The 23,011-nt window shown below is 54.0% G+C and carries 24 protein-coding genes; 4 read left to right on the forward strand and 20 right to left on the reverse strand.

Going from position 1 to position 23,011, the window contains the following annotated elements; genetic code table 11:
- Positions 1-19: 19 nt before the first annotated feature.
- Both dapB and ATW55_RS04195 read right to left on the reverse strand, forming a co-directional pair.
- Complete coding sequence (dapB, locus tag ATW55_RS04190; protein WP_067712822.1) at positions 20-739, reverse strand: 4-hydroxy-tetrahydrodipicolinate reductase; 720 nt, start codon at positions 737-739, stop codon at positions 20-22.
- Entirely contained in the window at positions 736-1,068 is a 333-nt protein-coding gene (locus ATW55_RS04195) for a nucleotide pyrophosphohydrolase (RefSeq protein ID WP_067712825.1), read from the reverse strand. The genes dapB and ATW55_RS04195 overlap by 4 nt, the downstream gene beginning before the upstream one ends.
- A gap of 153 nt (positions 1,069-1,221) precedes the next feature.
- Between ATW55_RS04195 and ylbJ the strand changes: the two genes are divergently transcribed.
- A complete protein-coding gene (gene ylbJ, locus ATW55_RS04200) occupies positions 1,222-2,472 on the forward strand; it encodes a sporulation integral membrane protein YlbJ (protein ID WP_235586987.1) in 1,251 nt (416 codons plus the stop codon).
- A 228-nt stretch (positions 2,473-2,700) separates the two neighbouring features.
- On the opposite strand, the gene ATW55_RS04205 is transcribed toward ylbJ, so the two are convergent.
- Complete coding sequence (locus ATW55_RS04205) at positions 2,701-3,375, reverse strand: undecaprenyl-diphosphate phosphatase (RefSeq protein ID WP_067712830.1); 675 nt, start codon at positions 3,373-3,375, stop codon at positions 2,701-2,703.
- A 137-nt stretch (positions 3,376-3,512) separates the two neighbouring features.
- Here ATW55_RS04205 and ATW55_RS04210 point away from each other — a divergent pair, with 137 nt between their 5' ends.
- Entirely contained in the window at positions 3,513-4,574 is a 1,062-nt protein-coding gene (locus ATW55_RS04210) for a YkvI family membrane protein (protein WP_067712832.1), read from the forward strand.
- A 77-nt stretch (positions 4,575-4,651) separates the two neighbouring features.
- Positions 4,652-5,476, forward strand: a complete 825-nt coding sequence (locus ATW55_RS04215; protein WP_067712835.1) for a YitT family protein — start codon at positions 4,652-4,654, stop codon at positions 5,474-5,476.
- Here ATW55_RS04215 and ATW55_RS04220 read toward each other — a convergent pair.
- From ATW55_RS04220 to ATW55_RS04295, 16 genes are all read right to left on the reverse strand, one after another.
- Positions 5,443-6,075, reverse strand: coding sequence for a DUF1405 domain-containing protein (locus ATW55_RS04220; RefSeq protein WP_067712838.1), 633 nt, complete (start codon positions 6,073-6,075; stop codon positions 5,443-5,445). The genes ATW55_RS04215 and ATW55_RS04220 overlap by 34 nt on opposite strands.
- Before the next feature lie 35 nt (positions 6,076-6,110).
- Complete coding sequence (locus ATW55_RS04225) at positions 6,111-6,767, reverse strand: hypothetical protein (protein WP_067712841.1); 657 nt, start codon at positions 6,765-6,767, stop codon at positions 6,111-6,113.
- Positions 6,768-6,834: 67 nt separating this feature from the next.
- Positions 6,835-7,383, reverse strand: coding sequence for a YpiB family protein (locus tag ATW55_RS04230; protein WP_235587000.1), 549 nt, complete (start codon positions 7,381-7,383; stop codon positions 6,835-6,837).
- A 205-nt stretch (positions 7,384-7,588) separates the two neighbouring features.
- On the reverse strand, positions 7,589-9,160 hold the full coding sequence (locus tag ATW55_RS04235) for a helicase-associated domain-containing protein (RefSeq protein ID WP_067712844.1): 1,572 nt from the start codon (positions 9,158-9,160) through the stop codon (positions 7,589-7,591).
- Between the two features lie 232 nt (positions 9,161-9,392).
- Entirely contained in the window at positions 9,393-10,505 is a 1,113-nt protein-coding gene (locus tag ATW55_RS04240) for a prephenate dehydrogenase (RefSeq protein ID WP_067712847.1), read from the reverse strand.
- Positions 10,506-10,541: 36 nt separating this feature from the next.
- The gene (trpA, locus tag ATW55_RS04245; protein ID WP_160327161.1) at positions 10,542-11,387 is read right to left on the reverse strand and encodes a tryptophan synthase subunit alpha; all 846 of its coding nucleotides are present in this window, start codon (positions 11,385-11,387) and stop codon (positions 10,542-10,544) included.
- A complete protein-coding gene (gene trpB, locus ATW55_RS04250) occupies positions 11,368-12,573 on the reverse strand; it encodes a tryptophan synthase subunit beta (protein ID WP_067712850.1) in 1,206 nt (401 codons plus the stop codon). The genes trpA and trpB overlap by 20 nt, the downstream gene beginning before the upstream one ends.
- Positions 12,560-13,207 carry a phosphoribosylanthranilate isomerase gene (locus ATW55_RS04255; protein ID WP_067712854.1) on the reverse strand — a complete coding sequence of 216 codons (648 nt, stop codon included), beginning with the start codon at positions 13,205-13,207 and terminating at the stop codon, positions 12,560-12,562. Before ATW55_RS04255 ends, trpB begins: the two co-directional genes overlap by 14 nt.
- Positions 13,204-13,995 (reverse strand): indole-3-glycerol phosphate synthase TrpC, encoded by a 792-nt coding sequence (gene trpC / locus ATW55_RS04260; protein ID WP_067712857.1) that lies wholly within the window; start codon positions 13,993-13,995, stop codon positions 13,204-13,206. Before trpC ends, ATW55_RS04255 begins: the two co-directional genes overlap by 4 nt.
- On the reverse strand, positions 13,992-15,020 hold the full coding sequence (gene trpD / locus ATW55_RS04265) for an anthranilate phosphoribosyltransferase (RefSeq protein ID WP_067712860.1): 1,029 nt from the start codon (positions 15,018-15,020) through the stop codon (positions 13,992-13,994). Before trpD ends, trpC begins: the two co-directional genes overlap by 4 nt.
- A 305-nt stretch (positions 15,021-15,325) precedes the next feature.
- The gene (gene aroB / locus ATW55_RS04270; RefSeq protein WP_067712865.1) at positions 15,326-16,429 is read right to left on the reverse strand and encodes a 3-dehydroquinate synthase; all 1,104 of its coding nucleotides are present in this window, start codon (positions 16,427-16,429) and stop codon (positions 15,326-15,328) included.
- The gene (gene aroC, locus ATW55_RS04275; protein WP_067712869.1) at positions 16,426-17,601 is read right to left on the reverse strand and encodes a chorismate synthase; all 1,176 of its coding nucleotides are present in this window, start codon (positions 17,599-17,601) and stop codon (positions 16,426-16,428) included. The genes aroB and aroC overlap by 4 nt, the downstream gene beginning before the upstream one ends.
- A gap of 31 nt (positions 17,602-17,632) precedes the next feature.
- Positions 17,633-18,631: a hypothetical protein gene (locus tag ATW55_RS04280; protein ID WP_067712872.1), complete on the reverse strand. Its 999-nt coding sequence runs from the start codon at positions 18,629-18,631 to the stop codon at positions 17,633-17,635.
- On the reverse strand, positions 18,628-19,653 hold the full coding sequence (locus ATW55_RS04285) for a M42 family metallopeptidase (RefSeq protein WP_067712875.1): 1,026 nt from the start codon (positions 19,651-19,653) through the stop codon (positions 18,628-18,630). The genes ATW55_RS04280 and ATW55_RS04285 overlap by 4 nt, the downstream gene beginning before the upstream one ends.
- Positions 19,644-20,696, reverse strand: a complete 1,053-nt coding sequence (locus ATW55_RS04290; RefSeq protein ID WP_067712879.1) for a M42 family metallopeptidase — start codon at positions 20,694-20,696, stop codon at positions 19,644-19,646. Before ATW55_RS04290 ends, ATW55_RS04285 begins: the two co-directional genes overlap by 10 nt.
- Positions 20,697-20,718: 22 nt before the next feature.
- Positions 20,719-21,612 (reverse strand): RluA family pseudouridine synthase, encoded by an 894-nt coding sequence (locus ATW55_RS04295; protein ID WP_067712884.1) that lies wholly within the window; start codon positions 21,610-21,612, stop codon positions 20,719-20,721.
- A 77-nt stretch (positions 21,613-21,689) separates the two neighbouring features.
- On the opposite strand from ATW55_RS04295, the gene ATW55_RS04300 reads away from it, so the two are divergent.
- Positions 21,690-22,292, forward strand: a complete 603-nt coding sequence (locus ATW55_RS04300) for a hypothetical protein (protein WP_067712889.1) — start codon at positions 21,690-21,692, stop codon at positions 22,290-22,292.
- Here ATW55_RS04300 and ATW55_RS04305 read toward each other — a convergent pair.
- The gene (locus tag ATW55_RS04305) at positions 22,289-22,966 is read right to left on the reverse strand and encodes a GNAT family N-acetyltransferase (RefSeq protein ID WP_067712892.1); all 678 of its coding nucleotides are present in this window, start codon (positions 22,964-22,966) and stop codon (positions 22,289-22,291) included. The two genes, ATW55_RS04300 and ATW55_RS04305, sit on opposite strands and share 4 nt — an antisense overlap.
- Positions 22,967-23,011 lie beyond the last annotated feature (45 nt).

The following is a 23,011-nucleotide window of genomic DNA, read 5'->3' on the forward strand; positions in this document are numbered from 1 at the left end:
CCTGATAAGCCAATCTTCATTAACGCAGCAGGTGATCGAGTCCGATGGTAAGGCCGGAAAGCGACCTGACTTTTCTTACCGCCAGCAAAACGCCTTGCATGAAACTCTCGCGTGACATCGAGTCGTGACGGATAGTCAGTCGTTCGCCTTCGCCGCCAAAAATGACTTCTTGATGAGCGATGAAGCCAGGCATACGAACGCTGTGGATAGGAATTTCACGGTGCAGATCCCGCGCATCAAACGCGTGTTCTATGCGTTCTGCCGTGCGTTTAGCCGTACCTGACGGGGCATCCCGCTTTTGTTCATGGTGGTATTCAATGATCTCTACATGGTTGAAATAGCGGGATGCGACCTCTGCCATTTGCATCATGAGAATCGCTCCGATCGCGAAATTCGGAACGTACAGACCGCCGAGTTTGGCATTTTTTAGTGCGTAGTCATACGCCTTCAGTTCGTCGTCGCGAAATCCGGTCGTTCCGATGACCGGAGACACACCTGCCTCAATTGCACGCGATAGGATCGCGCGACTCGCGTCTGCGTGTGTAAAGTCAACCAAGACATCGACGCGTTCTTCCGTAAAACACTGTAGCGGATCTTCATAGACGGGAATTTGCATCTCGTGCAGCGTTGCCCTGCGGTCGATGACGGCGACCAATTCAATATCCTCTGCCTGCATAAGCGCGCGCACCGTCTCGCGTCCCATCTTCCCTCGCGGTCCCGCCACGGCGGTTCGGATCATTGCTTGACATCCTTTCGTGTAAAGCGGTTCGCATCGCGCGTCCGAAATTTTTCCATGACGGCCGTATGTGCGTCATCAAGAGACAGGTTGAGTCGATTCGCAAGACACGCCATGACAATAAGCATATCTCCCAGTTCCAAAGCGATCGATCCCTCGGGTTCCGTCGCTTTTTTCTTTTTTTCTCCGTAGTGGTGATTGACTTCTCGCGCCAATTCTCCCAACTCCTCGGTCAGCCGCACGATCAAGGTCATGGGATGAAAATATCCTTCTTCAAACTGCGAGATAAACTCATCCACGTCACGTTGAACGTCGGAAAGCGTGCGTGCCATTCGTAGACTCCTCTTCCAAGTGATCTTGTCCACTAGTATATCGGGCATTTCCATTCTCGTCCAACGACACAGCCTGTCTCATATGCGTTCGATGTCTTACATAGTAGTAGAGGGAGTCTGATGTACCAATCTAGCGAAAGGAGGTATCGCGCATTGCCAACCCGCAGGAAACATGTGTCAGGGCTGCTGTTAGCGATCCTCGTCGTCCTTTTTACCCTTGCGCTTGTGATCTATCCAGAGCAAGGTTTTACGGCAGGAATCGCCGGGTTCAAAGTGTTCTGGGACGTGGTCTTTCCCTCCCTCCTCCCTTTTTTCATCCTCTCAGAATTGCTGCTGGGCCTTGGTGTTGTAAATGCGCTTGGCGTGATGCTAGAGCCGCTGATGCGACCACTTTTCAGTGTGCCAGGCGTCGGGGCGTTTGCGCTGTCGATGGGCCTTGCGGCTGGTTATCCAATGGATGCTGTCATCACGGCGCGGTTTCGGAAAAATGGACTGTGCAGCCGCATTGAGGGAGAGCGGCTTCTTGCTTTTACAAACACGGCGGACCCGCTGTTCATGTTTGGCGCAGTCGCAGTTGGGATGTTTCAGGATAAGGCACTTGGCATCCTGCTCGCACTCGCACACTACGCGTCATCTTTTCTGGTGGGACTGACGTTCAAACTCTATGGACGGCGCGAAGAGAAAAGTGCGCGACCGACTGCGCGAACCGATCGACATCCGCAAATTTTGAAACGCGCGTATCAAGAAATGATCCGGGCGCGGGTAGAAGACAATCGTCCCTTTGGGAAACTGCTCGGCGATTCCGTCAACGATTCGATACGAACCCTTCTCATGATCGGCGGATTCATCGTCTTTTTTGCCGTATTCATCAAGGTTCTCGCAATAGCCGGAATCGCAGCGATCATTGGCGTGCCGTTTGTCTTGTTGTTTCACGTGCTGCACATGAACACCTCGCTTGTACAGCCGCTGGTCAGCGGTATTTTTGAAATCGACATCGGCTCGGCCGCTACGGCGAGTGCCTCTGCCGCCCTGATTCAAAAAGTGAGCGTTGTCAGCGCGATCATCGCGTGGAGTGGACTGAGTGTCCATGCACAGGTGGCAAGCGTGCTCACACAGACAGATATTCGCATGCGTCCTTATTTCATCGCGCGTGTCTATCACGCAGTCCTGGCGGCTGTCTTGACGTATTTTTTTTACCAGGCAGGGCTCGGTCACTCACTCGCCTTCGTGCCGCGCGCAATCTCTGTGATGGCTCCGCTGTCGGCAGGCCCTGTGGCGCACTGGAGCATGACGGGAATCGCGCTGGCAACCGCTTGTGCACTTCTTGCTCTGTCTTTGCTGGTGTCACTTTTGATCCATCTTTTGCGCGACAGTCGAATTGCCGCGTGGTACGCAAAACCGTGACTTTGATCAAACGCGACACAGAAGCAAAGGAGGCGGGAGCTATGCGCGCTCTCGCCTCCTCTTTGCTTCGAGAAAAAATCATTGTTTGCTAAAAGAAACGATGAAAAAACACCTGATCTGTCAAAATCAGCAGACCGAGTATCACCGCATAATATCCAAATCCCCGCAGGCTCGCTCGCCTGACGTAGCTCATCATAAAACGGATGGTGAGATATCCAACTGCCGCACTCACCAGAAGGCTGTGAACAAGATTCCAGAAACATTCCAGTGCATGGGAGCTTTAAAAAACTCATAAACGGTTGCGCCGGCGATTGCCGGGATGGAGAGCAGAAAGGAAAAGCGCACGGCCTCCTCGCGCGTTAGGCCAAGGCCTAATCCGGCGCTGATGGTGAGGCCGGAGCGTGACAGCGCGGGGAAAACAGCCGCACCTTGGGCAATCCCCATCAAGACAGCTTGGCGATAAGAGACGAGGCGTTTATTTTTGGTGGAAGCAACTGGCGGGATCATTCTGCGCTCTGCGGCGGGCGCGCGCATGGCGAGGCTTTCGCTGATGAGCAAAAGAAGGCCTGTGATCACAAATTCAAGACCAAGGGTCGCGCCGCTTGAAAAAGCGGATGCCACAGCGTCTTCAAACACGTAGCCGATGACAAACGTTGGGATGCTCCCTGCGATCAAGCGACGCATGAGAAGCGAGGTTGGATGCCGCAACAGCTCGCAGACTGCCGTTTTAAAATAGAGGAGCAGTGCCAAAAGCGTCCCCAGATGAAGTAACACATCGAATGTGAGATTGCTCTTGATGTGGAGCAATCGCTCCAAAATGACAAGATGGCCAGAACTGCTGATCGGCAGAAACTCCGTGAGTCCCTGGATGATGCCAAGGACGACGGCCTGAATGGAAGTCAAGCGCCCCACCTTCTCTCACTTGATGGACCTGCACTACATGCGTATGGCAAAAGCAGTTTGGCCATGCCCCCATGGCTAAAAAATGGGCATTGAAGGGAGGAATGCCGAATAGAGTGAGACAAGCGGGGTGAGTCTTTGTGTTGCGTTCAGGGTGGCGACAAGCACTGCAAATTGCGGCAACCTACATAGGCACCATCGTTGGCGCTGGTTTTGCCTCAGGCCAGGAAGTGTGGCAATTTTTCACGCGCTATCAAACAGGGTCAATGCTCGCCATCGGTTTTGCAGCTTTCCTTTTTTTTGTGTTAGGCACTTACATTATGAATCTTGGACAGCGTCTGGACGCCCCATCTCTTGGCGCACTTCTTCTCAAGCTGTTGCCAACAAAAGTTGCCGAAAGTCTGCAAGGTGCACTGCTTGCACTGCTTTTTGCGCTGACAGTCGCGATGTTAGCAGGAGGCGGTGCGCTTTTGTACGAACAGTTTGGCGTGAATCCTTGGATTGGCTCGCTTGCGACGGCAGTGATTGCCCTGATTACACTGCTTTTTGGCATGAATGGCATCCTGTCTGCCAATTCATTGATCGTGCCAGCCATGTTTTTGCTTGTCATGATTGTCACGAGTCACAGTATGATGAACCCGCCAAGTGCTACAATGTCTTTTCCGCAAACACCCGATGACCACTGGCATAGACTTTCCCTCTTTTTGTCTGCGCTCACGTATACGGGATTCAATCTCGGCCTTGCCATGCCTGTGCTGATTCCACTTGGGCGCGTCACGAAGAAAAAAAATACGCTGCGCGCAGGCGCTTTTTTAGGTGCTCTCGGCCTGTTTACAATGCTTGCCGTCATGAATGGCGCACTCGCGCAAAACGCAGGTCTTATGTCGCGTGAGATTCCGCTGTTAGAACTGGCGCGCGGCTTGGGGCGCTATATCGTCTTTCCTTTCGCACTCGCGCTGTGGGCTGAGATCTATTCGACGCTCATCGCAAACCTGTTCGGGTTGACACACGAAATAAGGCGTATCACCGGCATGCGCGAGCAAACAATTCTAATCATCTTGCTGGCGCTTGCGCTGCTTTTTTCGCAGATTGGCTTTGGGCAAATTGTGCGCATTGGCTACCCCCTGTTCGGCGTGGTCAGCGTGCTTATTCTCACACTGGTTATTTTTGCGGATGTAAAAATGCGCCTCCGCTCTTCTTGATCACTCGCTTGCGCGCCTGTATCCTGCTTCAGGTATAATGAAGCGCGTACTGACGCATGACGTGACGGGGTGATGATGTGAAGCGGTTGATTCCGTATGGTCTTATCGTTGTTGGAAGTTTTATTTATAGTGTAGGGCTCAACGCTTTTATTTCGGCAAACCAATTGGCCGAAGGCGGTTTTGTCGGGATCTCCCTGGTGCTTTTCTATAAATTGCACATTTTAACGGGTCTATCCTATTTTGTGTTTAACATCCCCGTCTTGTATCTTGGTTGGCGTTTTTTTGGGCGGGAATTCATTGCCAAAACGTTTGTCGGAGTCGTTGCCGTCTCGCTCTTTACTGTTTTTACAGTCGGATTCGCGCAGCATGTCGGCGATCGCCTGCTCGCGGCGCTCTATGGCGGTGTCATCTGCGGTGCGGGGCTTGGTTTGATTTTTCGAAGTGGCGGGACGACGGGCGGTGTTGATATACTGGCGCGCATTGCGCGGCATTACTTTGGCTTTTCCATGGGCCGTCTCCTCTTTTCATCCGATGTGGTCGTCATCGCCATCGTCGCGCTCATTCTTGGCAAAGAGATTGCCATGTATTCACTCGTGGCGCTGTTTGTTTCAAGCCGAGTGATCGACTATGTGATTGAAGGTGTGTCTTCTTCTCACGCCGCGATGGTGATCAGTGAGAAGAATGCAGAGATCGCAGATCGCATTCACCGCGATCTCGGACGCGGAACGACCTTCCTGCGGGGGCGCGGCGGATACACAGGAAGCGATAAAGATGTCTTGTACTGTGTGGTAAGCCGTGACGAAATTGTCCGACTGCAAAAGGCGGTGGCACTTGAGGATGAGGACGCGTTTGTGGTCGTTCACGAGGTTCACGATGTGCTCGGTGAAGGATTCTCGCGCTGACGCCTCTTGCATTGAGGAGTGAGCCGATAAAACAGGCTTACTGTTGCAAGTGTCATGAGCGGTGTCGCCACCGTGACAAAAGGCAGCATGTTGTGATCCGGCAAATAGGGAAAAACGCCGTACACATAGTCAACATAGTCATTCACAAATAGCGTTGCCCCCGCTACGAACAGTTCCCCTTTTTCAAACGTCAGGAGCGGTGCGAATAGCGTGTATAAAAAAGCTTCCGCTATCATGCCTGTATGGCTGATAATAAGCAGCCACGCTTCTAAAGGAAGCCACAGTGTGTGGGAAAACTGAGTCAGCAAGACGATGTCGCACCACAACCCGTATTTTACGAGCCACGTGGCAGAAAGCGCGCCAAACAAACGATAGATCGCGTGACGGGAAGCGTTTTTTTGAGCGAGCCAAAGCGTGAGTGCAACCGCAAAAAAAAATGCAGAGACAGGGCTGTCCGGCACAAAGGGCCAAAAAAGTGTCGATGTTCTCGCGAGTTGTCCGCGATACCATGTAAATCCAAAAAGGATTCCGACGATGTTAAACGCCAAGACAAAAAAAAGCACATCGCGCCGCAATAAAAAAGTCGCCAAACGGTTCAAAGACTCACCTCCATTTACGAGTCTTTCCGAGCCGTTCAGCGATTATCCTTGTTTGTCTCCCAAAGTGTGAGAATCCGCTTGTGCAGCACATCGTCAATTGTCAGAAAAGATGTGACACGCTCTGGTTGGCCCTGCCCACCTTGTGCTTTTTGCGCGAGACGGGGCGCGATTTCTGTGAGCAGCAAATACTCATCCCAAAAATCTGGCGCTTCTTTGAAAAACATCTCAGGTGTAAAACCCAAAGGTTCTTTCGAATCTGTCGCAGGAAATGGCGTGTCACGCCACCAAACAAATGAAGTCGCGCGCAACGATTTGGTTTGAAACGGGATCAGTGCCTGCATCAGCGCCTGTTCGGTGGCAATCTGATCCGTGCACAAGACGAGATGACGAAGTGCGACATGTTCGTTTATAGAGCGTATCAAAGATGTGATATACGCGCTTTGCTGGGCAGAGTCAAGCCCGCCAAAGCCGGTACGTCCCTGCTCTACATAAAATGGCAATAGCGGCATCGTCAGCGCCCGCCCGCCCAGTCTTCGCTCGACACCATCGCGAATGCGTCGAAGGATCATCCACGATGTGCCGACAGGCAGTGTGTCGGCGCGCTGTGTGAGCCCCCCTACACAGATCACAAGTGTGTCGCAAAGAGATGACACGCGTTTGATGTCGCTTATGCTCAATTCTTCGAATCGCACAGACTTGTCCTCCTGAATGGAACAAAAGGCACGCGGTAAAGGCTTGATACACCGCGTGCAGGATCGTTCAAAATTCGCTTTGTTGTAAAAGTGTGCGCAGTTCTGCCGCACTCTTATAAAATTCTTGTTCATCTTTTGCCAAAAGCGCGTCATCAATGCGCTTGCGCAAGACAGACTCGCGATATTCCCGCGCAATGCGGTCAAGCCATAGTTCAGCGATCAGGCTGCTTAACACTTCAAGGGTCGACGCCGTGTAACGCGTCTCGGCTTGCGCTTCAACGACAGCCTTGTAGCGTGCACTGCTTGCGCGATCCCGGAAATAAAGTGTAACGTACACATCTTCTTCCGGGTGATTGTGCACATCGAGAAACGCCTTTTCCACATCAGACGTCACGCGCTTATTTTTGTAAAATTTGAAGGCGGTCATTTGCACACAGGTCGTTGACATGAGCAAGGCCTTTGGACTGTTGCGAAATTGGTCTGTGAAGTGCACCCTGGCGAGCAGTTGTTCGCTTGAGCAGAGGTATTGTAAAAGCCATTCAGATTCAGGATTTTTGAGTTCATAATTCTCCAAAAACCATTGAATGAATTGCTTTTTGTCTGCGGCAGTAATCATTTCTTTCACGATCCATTCGCCTCCAATGCTCAAAAGACTTGCGCCTTCCAAATCTGAGAAACAAACGATGCTCATTTAATTCGCCAGACTACGCGTTCATTCCTGCTTTGAAAGCAACACTCTGTATAGCCAATACATGCAAAAAAAGAGCCGCCCATGACTGCGGGCGGCAAAAAAAGATAACTGAGTCTGTAATTAATTTTTTTTAGCTATCGGTTTGAATGAGATAACCAAGCCGTCGAAGCGTCTTTTCAATCGGCGCACGTCCAGCATCTTCAATGGCGAGAACCAGTGGACTGATCCAGGTTCCAGCGGCAACCTCCTTTAAAGGTAGTTGTTTGACAACGTGAGCGCTCGCCTCATCTCGACATGTGATCAGCGTAGCGTGTGACACTTTAATTTTTCCATAGGCCTGACCCCACTGTTCAATCATGGTGCGCACATTGTCAGGTATTGGGTGAGGGCTGTGCTCGTAAAAAAATTGCAGAATAGAGTCTGCCGTCAATCCATTTTGACAGGCGCGATAAATGCTGTCCCGCGAGATTCGATAAACGCTCATCCGATCCTGTGACACACGGTCCGCCATTTGCAGCAAATCCCAGCCAAGCAGCGCTTCGCTTTCTTCAGAAACAATGACGTCAAACGTTCCTTGCACAAACAGTGTTGGTTTTCTCTCTTCCATTTCTGACGGTTCATCCATGGCTTTCGCATTGAGCCATCCGCAACTCCGCTCGGTTGCTTTGTAAAGCAGATCGCCTGCAGGAGATGTCGCCGCTTGCAGCAGGCCAAGATACTCAAACATCGCGAATATCCGTTTTTCTAGCACGACTTCTGGCGATTCGTAGTAATACGACGTGACAAAAGGAAGCAGTGCCATGCGCAGTGAGGCGGCATAGACCCACTTCGCACTTGTCAGTTCCACAATTCGCTTTGCGATCATACGAAGATTAGGAATCGCGGCGCAGTAGAGGTGGAGATAGTCGCGTACAAGCTTTTCGGCGCGCTCCTCTTCGCGCAGTGACATGTATGCGCGAGCGGGCTCTTCATTCACAGTCAACTGATCGTCTTCTTGCTCGGCAAGACAGCCCCGACTGTAGAGATGATCATAGAGGAGCGCAAAGCGATCTGGATAGTCAGAGAATCTTCGACCATAGCCAAAGCGCCATCCGACATTCGCATCAAGGAGTGGTTCTGGCACTTGAAACAGGCTGATGATCTGTTGTTGGTGCCGCTTGAAGATGGTGCCGCTGCGTGTGAGCCTGATCTCATGGGTGCGAACAAAACCAAGCAGCGCATAAGCGTCTCTCGCCATGCTAAGCCCGTCGTCCCGATAGCCTTCTGGGTCCCGACTGTAGACTTGGATTGCACTCATCAGTTGCTCTGAGGTCAATTTGTAGATGCGATCCCAAACTTCCTGCGGACAGTGATAACCGTCATCTTTTTGATGTCGGCGCCGAAAGAGCAGACCTTCGTCTTCCAATTGCGTTACAGTGTGCAAAGACGTCTCGCGATCGAGTCCAGTACGTTTGATGATGGCCAGCACTTCTTCTGGCGCCAAGTGATCGCGGCGATCCAGTGCGAGCGCTTGAATTGCCGCGATCATCTCGTCCGAAAGATGATCTTGTCGCTGCTTCCAATAGGACGGTTCAAAAAATCGGGCAGTAATCTCCTGTAAGAGGGAATTCTTGGAATAGAGAGGACAATCAAGCGTGTGGCGCAACGCGATTTTCCGCAAATGGCTGACATCGCTGTCATTCAGACATTCAAGCAGACGCATACTTCCTAGCCTCCAAAACGCTTGGCGTGGTGACACAGGACATAAAAATCCTTTTTTTAACAAGCTTCCCTTTGCACATGTTTCTTATGCAGTTCTCACCGTGGTTTTCTAGAAAAAAAAAAGACTCGCGAGATCGCGAGCCAAGAGAGAGATTTATAAGGAGTGGAGAGTAACCATAGCACATCCTGAATTGATTCTACCGACCAATCGTTTGGAAGTCAATGGGGATCAACTATACGCGGTCAATGATTTGATAGCCCTCACCCTGCAATACGTAAATCGCCTCATCATGAAATTGAATCGTGTCAAATTGCAACAAGAGTTGACCGAGATCCTCTTCCCTGCTCTCAAGGATGCCAATGTTGCGAATGCTTATATGGTGTTCCCCCAAAAGCATTGCAATGCGCCCGATGATCCCAGGCTCGTCAGGAACAGATACCGTTACCGCAAAGACGGCGCGAATTGCACCCGTCGAACGCGCGGGCAGCGCGTCGCGAAAAACGCGCGCATCGTCAAAAAATTGATGCAGGTGTGTTTGTTCTCTCGATGACAAAATTGTTTTAAGCGTATTGATGCGACGGATCCAGTCGTCGAGCAGCGGAAGGATCTCTGCTTGATTTTCAAGTGTAATGTCGCTCCAAAGCGCCGGATCGGCAGAAGCGATGCGCGTGATGTCGCGAAATCCGCCAGCCGCAAGTTCTGTGTATGCGGCGCTTTGATTGGCCAAGTCTCTCACCTGACTCACAAGGGTTGACGCAATGAGGTGCGGGACGTGACTGATTGCCGCGACGACGCGGTCATGCTCTTTTGCATCCATAAAGCGCACGCGACTTCCTGCATGCGCTAAGACTTCGGCAAATCTACGCGCTTTCTCATCCTGATCCTTTTCTGGCGTGAGCACGTAAACTGCGTTTTCTAGCAACAGCGCGTCTGCCGCTTGCACGCCGGATTTTTCCGACCCAGCCATCGGGTGCCCGCCGAGAAAGTGCTCGTGAAGATCACACTGTTTTGCGCGGTCTTGCACCAGCTTTTTAGTACTGCACACATCCGTAATCAAGACATCCGGTGCGGCGAGGTAAATGTGCTTTTTTACCTCAACGAGCAAATCAATCACAACGGGAGATGGCGCCGCCAGAACGATGAGATCGGCAAAGCGTACACCATCTTCCAGGTGTTCGGCAGTCTCGTGAATGACACCGCGCGCACGCGCCTCGCGCAGCGCCTCCGGACTTTTGTCATAGCCGATGACACGCGAGACGGCGCCTGCTTTTTGTAGGGCAAGGCTCAGCGAACCGCCGATCAATCCGCACCCAATCAGACACATGCGAGAAAAATGCGAAGCCAATCCAAACCTCCCCTTTGTGTATGTGATACGCCTTGTTTACGCGTGTGGGTCGCGCGCTTTCTCACCGCCTGCGATCGCAGCGAGTGATTTGGCAAACGCGATGAGTTCGTTTTGCTCACGCAGTGCCGCGGCATCCCCTTTTTGTTTTGCGTCGGCAATTGCCGCGCAGCGTTTGACCAGTGCACTCCCCACGACGATGCCGTCTGTGTAAGCTGAAAGTTCGCGCACTTGCTCAGGTTGACTGACGCCAAAGCCAACGGCGACGGGAACGGAACTGCTTTTTCGCACGCGCTCGACAAACGCGCGCAGATCGTGAGAAAATCCTTTTCGCTCACCCGTTACGCCAAGGCTTGAGACACAGTAGATGAATCCAGAGGCCGCGCGTGCGATTGTCTCGATGCGATCACCGCTTGTCAGTGAAACGAGTGGAATGAGCGCAATTCCGCGCGCCGTGAGCGCTTGTCGCAACTCGTCCGCTTCCTCGTGAGGCAAATCGGGAACGATCACGCCATCGGCGCCGGCCTTCGCACACGCATCGGCAAGTGCTTTTGCGCCGAAGGAGACCACCGGGTTTGCATACGTAAACACAACGATGGGCACATCTGTCACCTGGCGCACGCGCGCGATCAGTTGCAATGCCTTTTGAAAGGTCATTCCTTGTTTTAGCGCGCGCAGCGATCCCTCTTGAATCACAGGACCGTCTGCCAGCGGATCAGAGTACGGAATGCCTACTTCAATCACACTTGAAAACGTCGCAAGCTGCGTGAGCAGTTGGAAACTCGTTTCCTCGTCAGGATCGCCCGCACTCAAAAATGGGATAAACCCGGCGCCGCTCGATTTGGCAAGCGCGTCTGCGATCGCCTCATGTCCACGCTTTGTCAAGGTAATGTCCCTCCTCCAAAATCGGTTGCAGCGTTTGTACATCCTTGTCGCCGCGCCCCGAAAGATTGACCACAAGCACCTCGTCGCGCCGCATCGCAGCCGCCTTTTTCATCGCATACGCGACGGCGTGTGCGGATTCGAGCGCTGGAATGATGCCCTCGACGCGGCTGAGCAGGACAAACGCTTCGAGCGCCTCTTGATCTGTGACAGGAACGTACGAGGCGCGGCCCGATGTAAAAAGATGTGCGTGTTCAGGGCCGATGCCCGGATAATCAAGGCCAGCTGAGATCGAGTGTGCAGGCAGCACCTGGCCTGACGCATCCTGCAGCAACAGGGTCATCGACCCGTGCAGTACGCCTTTTCTCCCGCCGTGGATGGAAGCCGCGTGGCGATCCGTATCGACACCTTCACCTGCCGCTTCCGTGCCGATCAACTCGACGTCATCCAAAAGAAACGGATAAAAGATTCCCATGGCGTTGCTGCCGCCACCGACGCATGCGACGATCGCATCAGGCAAACGACCGCGCAGCGCGAGCATCTGCACCTTCGTCTCATCGCCGATGATCCGTTGAAAATCGCGGACCATCATGGGGTACGGGTGCGGCCCAACCACAGACCCGATGATGTAATAGGTGTCTTCCACGTGGGAAACCCAGTACCTGATCGCCTCGTTTGTCGCATCTTTAAGCGTCTTTGTACCGGATACGGCAGGAATGACCTTGGCGCCAAGCAGCCTCATCCGAAAGACGTTGAGCGCTTGCCGCTGCATGTCTTCTTCGCCCATGAACACTGTACACTCAAGCCCGAGCAAAGCCGCGATTGTGGCGGAGGCGACGCCGTGCTGCCCCGCGCCCGTTTCTGCGATGATTCTTTTTTTCCCCATCTTTTTTGCAAGCAGGCCTTGACCGAGGGTGTTGTTGATCTTGTGCGCGCCCGTGTGGTTCAAATCCTCGCGCTTTAGATAGATGGTGGCGCCACCCGCAATGTTTGTCAGTCCCTTTGCCTCGTAAAGCGGTGTGGGCCGCCCGGCGTAGTTTGCAAGCAGGTCGGACAATTCTGCCTGAAATTCCGGGTCACTTGAAAATTGCGCATAGTCGCGCTCGAGTTGTTCTAAGGCTGACATGAGTGTTTCTGGAACATATTTTCCACCAAACTCGCCAAACCGTCCTCGCTCATCCGGATACACGGTCAATCCTCCTTACTTCGTGAACAAATTCGCGCATTTTTGCGGGATCCTTCTGGCCGTCTGACTCAATCCCTGACGAGACGTCAACGCCATGTACGCGATGGGTTGCGAGCAGTCTCGCAACACCAGAGGGCGTCAATCCCCCGGCGATAAAAAGGGGTGTCCCTTGGGCATTTTCAAGACATGCAGGAATGAGTGACCAGGGAAACGTTTCCCCTGTGCCGCCATGCGTGCCTGCCCGTTTTGTGTCAAGCAAAAGCGCATCGACTGCGGCGCGATAACGGTTGATTCGCTCGATATCGCAACTGTCGCCGATTCCGATGGCCTTCCAGATGATCAGGCCCTGTCTGCGCGCTTCAAGGCAGAATTCTGGCGTCTCTTCGCCGCTGAGCTGTATATGATGGATACCTGTTTCTTGAGCCATGCGTACGATTTCATCCAGATCAGGATTGACCGTGACAAAGACAGGCCTGCTGTGTACAGGTTTGACGCGCTTGAGCCACTCTACCACATCCTTGACAGAGACGCGACGGCGACTGTCTGCCAAGACAAACCCGATGTAGTCTGCCTGAAGCGCATCTGCGACCGCCACATCTTGTTCGCACATGAGTCCGCACAACTTTACATGTGTCATCGCAGGCGCATAAACAAACGGTCTGTCTCTTCTAGCACATGTTCAACACCTGCGCGCATGAGCGTTTCACCAATCAAAAATGCGCGCGCTCCCGCATGTTTTAATGTTTCGACATGGGCAGACGTTTGAATCCCACTTTCTGCCACAAGCAGAGCGCTTTGCGGCAGAAGTGGCGCAATCCGCCCTGTCAGGCTCAAATCAACTTCAAAGGTGTGCAGATTGCGATGGTTCACGCCGATCAGCAATGGGCGCAGGGGTGTGATTCGCTGTGCTTCTTCTTCGCTGTGCACCTCGATCAAGACGTCCATCCCAAGCGAGCAAGCCTCGGTATAGAGTTCAGACAGACGTTCGTCAGGCAGCGCTGCGGCAATCAGCAAAATTGCGTCCGCGCCGATTGCGCGCGCCTCATAGACCTGGATAGGATCGATTAGGAAGTCCTTTCTAAGCACTGGAAGAGAGACCGACTCGCGGGCACGTTGAAGCGTCTCGTTGCCACCCTGAAAATATGTTTTGTCGGTCAACACAGAAAGCGCGGCGGCGCCGGCCTGTTCGTACGTTTTGGCAATCTGCACAGGATCGAATGTTTCGACGATCACCCCTTTTGAAGGGGATGCCTTTTTGATTTCTGCAATCAGGCTGTTTGGGGCACTGCGCGCAAGCGCCGCAAAAAATCCACGCACTGGTTCACCTTGGCGTGCACGCTCTTTCCACATTTCAAGGGGGGCGTCACGATAAAGTGCCTCTACTTCTTCTTTTTTTGTGGCAAGGATGCGATCGAGAATGGTCACGAAGCTGTCTCCTTTTTGGCAGTTGCACTGAACTCTTGCAGATCCAGCAATTTCTTTCGCGCGCGCCCATCGTCGAGAATCGCCTCCGCGCGGCGCGCGCCTTCTGCAAACGATGGTACGCGCCCTAACACAAAGAAGCCAGCCGCCGCGTTCATCACGACCACATCGCGGCGCGCACTCTTTTCTCCATCGAAGATGGAACGGAGAATTTCTGCGTTTTTCTTTGCGTCACCGCCAAGGATCGCCTCGCGCGGCGCCTCGGGCAGGCCAAAATCGGATGGTGTGACCTCATAGGATGTCACTTGTCTTTGCTGCACATCAAACACGCGCGTGGGGGCGGAGATGGAGAACTCGTCCAGTCCATCCGCCGCGTGAATCACGAGTGCGCGTTTGACACCGAGATTGAGCAGTGTATGCGCCATTTTTTCAGCGATCGCATCATCCGGCGTGCCAAGGACTTGATGTGTCGGGTGGACTGGATTTGTCAGCGGTCCCAAAATGTTGAACATCGTGCGAAACCCAAGCTCGCGGCGAACGGGCGCCACATGCTTCATGGCGGGATGATACGCTTGTGCAAAAAGAAAACAAAAATGGTGCTGCTGCAGGGAGAGAAGCGCCGCAGACGGTTCGAGTGAGATGTTGATGCCAAGCGCCTCTAGCACATCCGCGCTGCCAGTTTGACTGGATGAAGCGCGGTTTCCGTGTTTGGCCACAGAAATGCCGTCTGCCGAAAGAATGATCGAGGCGGCTGTTGAGATGTTAAAGGTGCCTGAGTGATCTCCACCTGTGCCGCACATGTCTAGCGTGTCACACTCTTTTAGACTTACTTGAAGTGCGTGCTCGCGCATGGCAAGCGCACTGCCGGTAAGTTCGGTGACCGTCTCCCCTTTTTGCTTAAGAAGGGTTAGGTACGCAGCCATTTGAGCGTGGGACCCCTCACCGCGCATCATGTGGTTCATGGCTGTGCGCGCTTCTTCCATCGTTAAATCACGGCCGTTTGCCAAGTGCAGAAGGAGATCTTTCATGTGTGCAGCCCCTTTCTGGTACACATCACAGCAAAGAAAAAGGACGGGGTTTCCCCCGTCCTTTGTGAACGCATTTCCACTAGTCAAACACGTATCCATAGAGAATCATACAGGATCTCGACTAGGCTCAACTCGGCTCACAAATTCAAGGGTTACCTTGAAATCAACTGTCTCTGCGCGGATCGCCGTCTGCTCCCAGACAGCGCATCACAAATGCGCTTCTTTTTATATCCTACTACGCGATCCGGAATCGGTCAATTGTGAATGCGCGGGAACACAGCGCACGTGCGCTGCATGCTAAGCAATCAGCTTGGTGCAATCTGCGCGCGCAGCGCAGCTTTGACGACAGATTCCTCCACATCCCGCTCTAACAACACGTGTCCGATCCTCGTTGGGAGAACAAACGCCAGTTGCTTTTTTGTCGCTTTTTTATCGTGACGCATCGCGGCTATCAATGCGTCAACGTCAAGAGACGGTGGAACATGCTGCGGCAACTGCGCCGCGGCGAGCAATGCGCGCAAACGCACAATGAGTGCTTCGTCACAGTGACCGAGCGACACGCTGATAGAAGACTCGACGACCATGCCGATGGCCACCGCCTCCCCGTGGGCGAATTGTCCATACGCGAGTGCCTCGATCGCGTGTGCGACAGTGTGACCAAAATTCAGGAACGCGCGCGTACCCTGTTCTGTTTCATCTTCGCTGACAATCTCTGCCTTTACCGCGCACGATGTATAAAGCATCTGCTCTGTGGCGTCAAGTTCGCCTGCGATCAGGTTTTCCATGTTTTCTTCAAGCCAGGAAAAAAATGCTTCATTTCGAATGACGCCGTGTTTGATTGCTTCGGCCATTCCGCTGCTTCGCTCTCGCGCGGGAAGTGTGCGCAGTGTCTCGACGTCATAAAGCACAAGACGCGGCGGATGGAACGCGCCGACGAGGTTTTTCCCTTGTGGGAGATTGATCGCAACCTTGCCGCCAATGCTCGCGTCGTGCGCGAGCAGCGTGGTTGGGATCTGAATGAACCGAACGCCCCGCATATAGGTTGCCGCGACAAATCCGGCGAGATCGCCTATGACGCCGCCGCCAAGCGCCAAGATCACCGATTTGCGATCGAGTCCTGCGTCGACACAGTGTGTGTAAAGCGTCTCGGCGGTGGCGAGTGATTTTGACGCTTCGCCGCGCGCAACGACCGTGCGCACTGTAGGGATACCGCACGCGATAAGGGACGTTTCAACCGTGTCTGCATAGGTAAAGGCGAGCAGTGAGGAGTCAACGACAAGCAGCGCGGAGGTGACGTCTGGACAGACACTTCGGACCAAGTTCCCAGCCTCTATGAGAAGGTGACGCCCAATGCGTACGTCATAGTCTCCGCCTGCAGAAATTACGCGAAGGGTGGCCTGTGGGTTCATCGCAGTCGCTCCGCCACGCGCGCCTGATAGCTCATAACATTTCGCTTCATCTCTTCAATGGAATCGCCGCCAAATTTTTCGCAAAACGCTTCGGCCAAAACGTACGCTGCGACATTCTCGCCAATGACGGCCGCCGCCGGCGCCGCGCATGCATCTGAGCGCTCGATCGCCGCGAGATACGCTTCTTTTGTCTCTAAGTCAAAACTCGGGAGGGGTTTGTAGAGCGTCGGGATCGGTTTCATCGCGGCACGGATGACGATGGGTTCGCCATTGCTGATCCCGCCTTCAATTCCGCCCGCCCCGTTTGTTTGACGGTAGACCCCACGCTTTGGATCGTGAAAGAGCGCGTCGTGCACAAGCGATCCGGGAAGGGTCGCCGCCTCAAAACCGAGTCCGATTTCAACGCCTTTGATCGCCTGAATGCCCATCATTGCGCCTGCCAATCGAGCGTCAAGACGGCGGTCTGGCATCGCGTAGCTGCCGAGTCCGACTGGCACGCCTGTTGCGATGATCTCAAAGACACCGCCCACCGTGTTTCCGTCTTCTTTGGCTTGATCGATGACGCGAATCATTTTTGCCTCTGCGTCGGGGTCGGCGCAGCGAACTGAGGATGACTCGGCGCGCGCCGACAACTCCTCAAAAGAGAGCGCGGCGATTTTGTCGGGATTCACTTTGACGGGGCCGATCTGTACGATGTGCGCGCAAAGCGAGATTGAAAATACATCGAGCAGCTGTCTTGCGACGGCGCCGACGGCGACAAGCGTCGTGGTGTTGCGCGCGCTGGCTCGCTCAAGACTGTTGCGCATGTCGTCAAACTCGTACTTTAGCGCGCCAGGTAGATCGGCGTGACCTGGCCGCGGCTTTGTCACGCGAACCAAATCTTCAGGAGCATCGCCAGTGGGCGCCATGCGTGTAAGCCAGTTTTTGTGATCTTTATTGTAAACGGCGAGTGCGACAGGACTCCCCATCGTCTTTGCAAAGCGGACACCAGACAGAAATTCAATTTGATCTGTCTCGATTTTCATGCGATATCCCCGACCGTGCCCTTGTTGACGCCGCCAGAGTTGGTGATTGATCGCCTCTTCTTTTAGCTGCAGGTTTGCCGGAAGCCCCTCAATGATGGCAACAAGCGCCGGGCCGTGGCTTTCACCGGATGTTAGGTATCGAAGCATCCTCTTCACTCCTTGCGTGTAAACACGCTCTCTATAAGGTTTTTATAAATTCGGGCTGATGCAAAAGAGAAAGCAACAGATCGCGCGTCGCGCGCACATCATTCCAGTCCATCAGTGGTGAAAGCGCGTCGGGATAGCGCACAGGAACGCTCACCCCGCCTGCCGGCATGCCGTCACGGCTTAAAAAAAGTGCGCCCGTATCACTGTGAGAAGTTAGATTGATTTCTGTTTGATATGCGATGGAGGCCGCTCTGGCAGTGTCTGTGAGCGCTTTGCGAATGCGCGGGGCAACGACCATATCTCGGTCCGCTTCTTTGACGGCGGTGCCGCCTCCGAGCTTGACGGTGCCGCGTTCTGCCTTTGGCGTGTCGAGTGCCTGGGTCGTTTGGATCGTCAGCGCAAGATCTGCCTTGACCGCATGACCCGCCACACGCGCCCCGCGTGCGCCAAGCTCACTTTGCGCGGCAAAGACACCGACGATCGTGTAGGAAGTTGCGCTACGCAGCAGAATGTCCGATAAGATGGCGCAAGGGACGCGCGAGGTAAGCGCGGGGCCTGACACATAACGTTTGTCGTGCCAGACAAGCGGAGAGACTGTCGTAAAAAAATCGCCCAGTTCCGGTTGCTCGCGATCCGTGATGAGATCGATAAAGAGATGGTGGGCGGTCACTTCGCCTGGCTTCACCTCACCCTCAACGCCGACGATTCCGCGCGCGCCTGTGCGCGAGCATAAAACCGTACGGCCAATCCAAGCCGATGCGGCGAGGCGACCTGAAGTTTCCACGCGCAAAAAAGGCCGCTCGCGATCATCGATGACGACAAGCGCTGGTTCGTCCATCGGTGCAGTCAGGAGAATGACACCGTGGGACGTCTCTTTGGGGCGCACGACGGCGTACAGATTGCCTAAAGAGTCGATAGAGAGCTCATCCACGCTTGGGCCGAGCAGATCCGTGAGCTGTTGTCGCACGGCCTCTTCCCCGCCTGTTGGTCCCGGCACGTCGTACAGTCTATGCAGCAACTCTTTTATCATAGTGGAAACCCTCCCTTTTCAAGCCCGCGCAACACCGCAATAAGCAGGCGGTACGCGTTTTGCACATCGTCGAGGTGAACGCTTTGAACAGGCGCATGGATATAGCGGACGGGCACGCTGATCGATGTCGCGACGATACCACCTTGCGTTAAGTGAATGACGCCGTTGTCGTTTGAGCCGCCTTTGACGCGGCGCATTTGAACGGGGATTCCATTTTCTTCCGCCAGCTTTTTGACGTACGAGCGAAACGGACGATGCGCAACGGTTCGGCTGTCAACAAGCGTAAGCGCGGGTCCGGCGCCAAGAATTGTCGATTCACCGTGTGCGGGCGCATCTACCACGTCAAAACAGACGGTGCCCTCAAGCACAATCGCAAGATCTGGCTTTGTGTGAAAAGCAACAGGTCCGGCGCCGCGCAAACCGATTTCCTCCTGCACCGTGAATGCGGCGACGAGCGGGAGCTTGATGTCTTCCTTGAGCGCTTCAAGCAAAATGGCGCATCCGACGCGGTCGTCAAACGATTTCGCTTTTGCGCGCCGCTCTCCATACTCCTCGTAGCGTGTCGCAAAGACAGCCGTATCACCGATTGCGATGTGCGCCTCCGCCTCTGCCTTTGTACTTGCGCCTATATCAATAAAGAGTTGGGAAAGGCCAAGCGGCTTTTTCCGCTCTTCCGGCTTTTGCAGATGGATCGCCTTTGCGCCAATGACACCGGAGATGCGTTTTGGGCCGACGTGTAAAACCTTTGACACAAGGATGCGCGGATCGACACCGCCGATCGGCCGAAAGCGCAAAAGTCCGCTTTCCTCGATTCCCACGATCATAAAGGACACCTCGTCCATATGCGCGGCGAGCAGCACCTTTGGTCCCTTTTGCTGTGTATTTTTTTCGATGATCAGCGACCCGAGCGTATCCGTCGTGATGCGCTCGGCATAAGGCGCCGCCTCGCGGCGGATCAGGTCGCGGACCTCGCCTTCAAAGCCCGACGGCCCAAACGCTTCGGTCAATTCTTTTAATAGCATGACAAACCCTCCACAAACGCGGCGTCAAGGCTTGCGATGACGCGCGCGAGCAGTCTCCCGACATGCGCGATATCATCAAGGGAGGCGGTTTCTACGGATGTGTGCATATAGCGCAGCGGGATGGAGATGAGTGCTGTTGGAATTCCTGCTTGCACAATCTGGATCGGGTCGGCATCCGTGTAGGTCGCGCCTTGGGTCACTTCAATCTGATAGGGTATATTCTGTTCTTTTGCAATCTTTTTGATCTTTTCAAACAGTTTGGGGTGAATGTGTGGCCCAAATGTGATCACAGGTCCACCGCCCACTTTTTGCACGAGATCCGACTCGACGCCTGGCATCTCACCGTGACACACATCAAGCGCGATCGCGAGATCAGGAAGAATTCCGTAGGCGGCCGTCTGCGCGCCTTTGCAACCAATCTCTTCTTGGATGGTTGCCACCGCATAAACGTCAGCACTGTGGCGGATGGACGCGAGTTCTTCGAGTGCGAGAAGCATCGCCGTCACACTGGCGCGATTGTCAAGCGCCTTTGCCGAAACACCTTGTTGGATCAATCGGACAGGTTCACGTCGCAGTGTCACGCGATCCCCGAGAGAGACAAGTTCGCGCACGCGCGTCTCGGATAACCCGAGATCGAGAAAAATGTCTTTTAAAGGCACCGCTTCTTCTCGCTCCTCAGGCGTTTGCAGATGCGGCGGTTTTGAACCGACAATCCCGCAGCAAGGTTCTGCGCCGTGAACGATGACTTCTTGTCCGAGCAGCGTGCGCGGGTCAAAACCGCCGATGCCGATGACGTGCAGGAAACCGCCCGGCTCAATGGCCTGCACCATGAGACAGATCTCATCCATGTGGGCAGCCAGCATGACACGCGGTCGTGACTCCCCTTCACCGTGTGCGACACCGATGCTATTTCCTACTGAATCGGTGTAAAATGCCTGTATGTAGGGCTTGCTCAAGGTTTGATAGCACGCTGCGATGCGTGCCTCATCCCCTGGGCCGCCACTTAATGTGACGAGTTGACTCAGCACCTCAAATGTGTCCATCGGACACCTCCTTGTCCTCGTTTCACTGCAAATGGTTCATCATGACAGTTTGAAGCTCGTCCGGAAATGGTGCGAATACGCAAACCTCTCGCGCATCAATCGGGTGGTAAAAGCGCAGTTCACTCGCGTGCAGAGCGTGTCGCTTCAGATTGAAGCGTTCACGATCCTCTTCTTTACCATACAGTATATCGCCAAGAATGGGATGACCCAAATAGGAGAGATGCGCGCGAATTTGATGGGTGCGCCCCGTTTCTAATTTAATTGAAAGGTGAGACAGGGCTTTGTCTGAAGAAGTCTTCAGTGTCACGCCGTGCGTGACTGCCGATTTCCCCTCAATTCCAACCGTTCGCCGCAGGGTGTCACGCTCCTCTTTCACCGCGACATCGATGGTGAAATTCTTTGGCAGCAGACCGTGGCTCAATGCCTGATAGGTTCGCTTGATCTCCCCTGCGCGAAGCGCGCGGACAAGTGCATCATGCGCGACGCGATGCTTCGAGAGAAGAAGTGTGCCAGACGTCTCGCGGTCCAGGCGGTGAACCAAGCGTGGATGGACGCACGCTTCTCGCCGCAAATGGTATACGACATATCCCATGACACTTCCTGTGCGCTCGCCGGGAGACGGATGCACCAATTGACCTGCCGCTTTGTCAATGACCAACAGGTGTTCATCCTCAAAAAGCACGCGGATTTCCCCAGGTTCTGGCGGCATCCAAAACGTGGACTCGCGCGCGTGGACTTCAATGTGATCGCCTGCCTCCACGCGTGACGTGAGATAAACAGGGAGTCCGTTTCGCGTGATTCCACCACCTGAGAGAATTTCACGCCGCGCACGCTTGCGCAGGTGCAGGCCTGCAAGAAAGGATTGCACCATGCGGCCTGCCTCGTTTTCCAAGACGGTGTGTTCAAACAGTTTCATCGCGTAATCAAGGCATGTCTCGTTCCATTCCGTATATATTGATGGTATCACTGTCCGACTGTATCGGAGGAGAATACGTGAATCAGTCCCATGACGCTCCGCGCATGCGCGGGTTTGTAAGAGGGGTCATTCTCGGCGTGGCGGCAACGCTTGGCACGCTTGCACTTTGTGTCGTGTTATTTGCTCGCTATCTTGAGACGGCGGGTCAACAGGCTGCGGTTCCAGTGAACACTCCACCTGTCAGCAGCACGAATCGCGTCGAACTGTATTTTCCGCTTGAGCGGTTTCTGGCGTGGCGCTCAACTCCGCAACTCCAGATGGACATGCGGGGAAAAGACGTTCATGTGCACGTGAATGTCCATCCCATCGCCAGTCTTTTGCTTACCCTTTCGGTTGACATCTATGGTCTACCAAATGTCGTAAACGGCCAGTTTGTCCTGCGTTCCGTTCATGGCAGCATCGATCATATTCCGATCCCAACATCTCTGTTGCTCGGAGCGATTGCGCGGGAGGGTTCGGCATATGGTGTCTACACCAATACAAAGCAAGACGAGCTCGCAATTGACAAGACGTTTGGAACATCACGCCTTGTTGGTTTTGACCATCCGGCAAATGATTTGATCATCTCTGTGCCAGTCTCGGCCGTCTTGCGCGCCGCGCACGGAGAAGGAATCATCTAGCGTGGATGCTGTGCATCTGCCACCTGCGCGTTGAGCTGTTTTACCATACGGTAATCATATGTCGTATACCCATTTTTATGGTACAAGTCGACGGCGGGCACGTTGGTGCGCGTGACAAAGATCTGTACCGCGCGAATCCCGCGCGAGAAAAGCCAGCGCTCGGCAGCGCGCAACGCGTGACTGCCGACACCTTTTTTACGCCAAGGCTCTTCGACAAAAAGCTCTCCGACAACGCCCATTCTCTCATTGGTAAGCGGATCGGGCGATTCAGCCACAAATGCGTAACCCACCGTTTGTTGATCTGGCGTATCGATCATCAGCACGTGCGCTTCGCCGCGCCCCGTCATTTGCGCAAGCTGTCGCGCCCACATCTGCCCCTCTTGCGCCGGTGAACTGCGGCTGTTGTTACCCTGGCGGGCGTCTTGGGCGCTTCCCTGGGTCAATTCAGACCACAGTTTTTTTTGCACATTCATCAACTCAACGTGATAACGCCCTACGCGCTCGCTGTCTCGTACCGGATGAAATGGTCGGGCGAGAAAGGAGATCACAGGTTTCAAATCCTCTTGACGATCCTGCCTGACTTCTGCCCCACCTTTTTTACTGCGGTTTGGCAAACGCTTTTTGGCGCGCTGTAACGCTTTGCGGCGCGCCTTGCGCCTTGTCGGCTGCTGCATGCTGGACCACCTTCCTGCGGCTGCGTACGACTTACTCTACGCAAG

This window comes from Ferroacidibacillus organovorans, assembly GCF_001516615.1.
GTDB lineage: Bacteria > Bacillota > Bacilli > Alicyclobacillales > SLC66 > Ferroacidibacillus > Ferroacidibacillus ferrooxidans_B.

What these genes read in the sequence shown, in the direction of transcription:
- dapB (WP_067712822.1), bottom strand. Translation starts at nt 739, where the DNA reads ATGATCCGAACCGCCGTGGCGGGACCGCGAGGGAAGATGGGACGCGAG.
- ATW55_RS04195 (WP_067712825.1), bottom strand. Translation starts at nt 1,068, where the DNA reads ATGGCACGCACGCTTTCCGACGTTCAACGTGACGTGGATGAGTTTATC.
- ATW55_RS04230 (WP_235587000.1), bottom strand. Translation starts at nt 7,383, where the DNA reads ATGATTACTGCCGCAGACAAAAAGCAATTCATTCAATGGTTTTTGGAG.
- ATW55_RS04235 (WP_067712844.1), bottom strand. Translation starts at nt 9,160, where the DNA reads ATGCGTCTGCTTGAATGTCTGAATGACAGCGATGTCAGCCATTTGCGG.
- ATW55_RS04255 (WP_067712854.1), bottom strand. Translation starts at nt 13,207, where the DNA reads ATGACACATGTAAAGTTGTGCGGACTCATGTGCGAACAAGATGTGGCG.
- trpD (WP_067712860.1), bottom strand. Translation starts at nt 15,020, where the DNA reads ATGAAAGATCTCCTTCTGCACTTGGCAAACGGCCGTGATTTAACGATG.
- aroB (WP_067712865.1), bottom strand. Translation starts at nt 16,429, where the DNA reads ATGAACCCACAGGCCACCCTTCGCGTAATTTCTGCAGGCGGAGACTAT.
- aroC (WP_067712869.1), bottom strand. Translation starts at nt 17,601, where the DNA reads ATGCTTCGATACCTAACATCCGGTGAAAGCCACGGCCCGGCGCTTGTT.
- ATW55_RS04280 (WP_067712872.1), bottom strand. Translation starts at nt 18,631, where the DNA reads ATGATAAAAGAGTTGCTGCATAGACTGTACGACGTGCCGGGACCAACA.
- ATW55_RS04285 (WP_067712875.1), bottom strand. Translation starts at nt 19,653, where the DNA reads ATGCTATTAAAAGAATTGACCGAAGCGTTTGGGCCGTCGGGCTTTGAA.
- ATW55_RS04290 (WP_067712879.1), bottom strand. Translation starts at nt 20,696, where the DNA reads ATGGACACATTTGAGGTGCTGAGTCAACTCGTCACATTAAGTGGCGGC.
- ATW55_RS04295 (WP_067712884.1), bottom strand. Translation starts at nt 21,612, where the DNA reads ATGAAACTGTTTGAACACACCGTCTTGGAAAACGAGGCAGGCCGCATG.
- ATW55_RS04305 (WP_067712892.1), bottom strand. Translation starts at nt 22,966, where the DNA reads ATGCAGCAGCCGACAAGGCGCAAGGCGCGCCGCAAAGCGTTACAGCGC.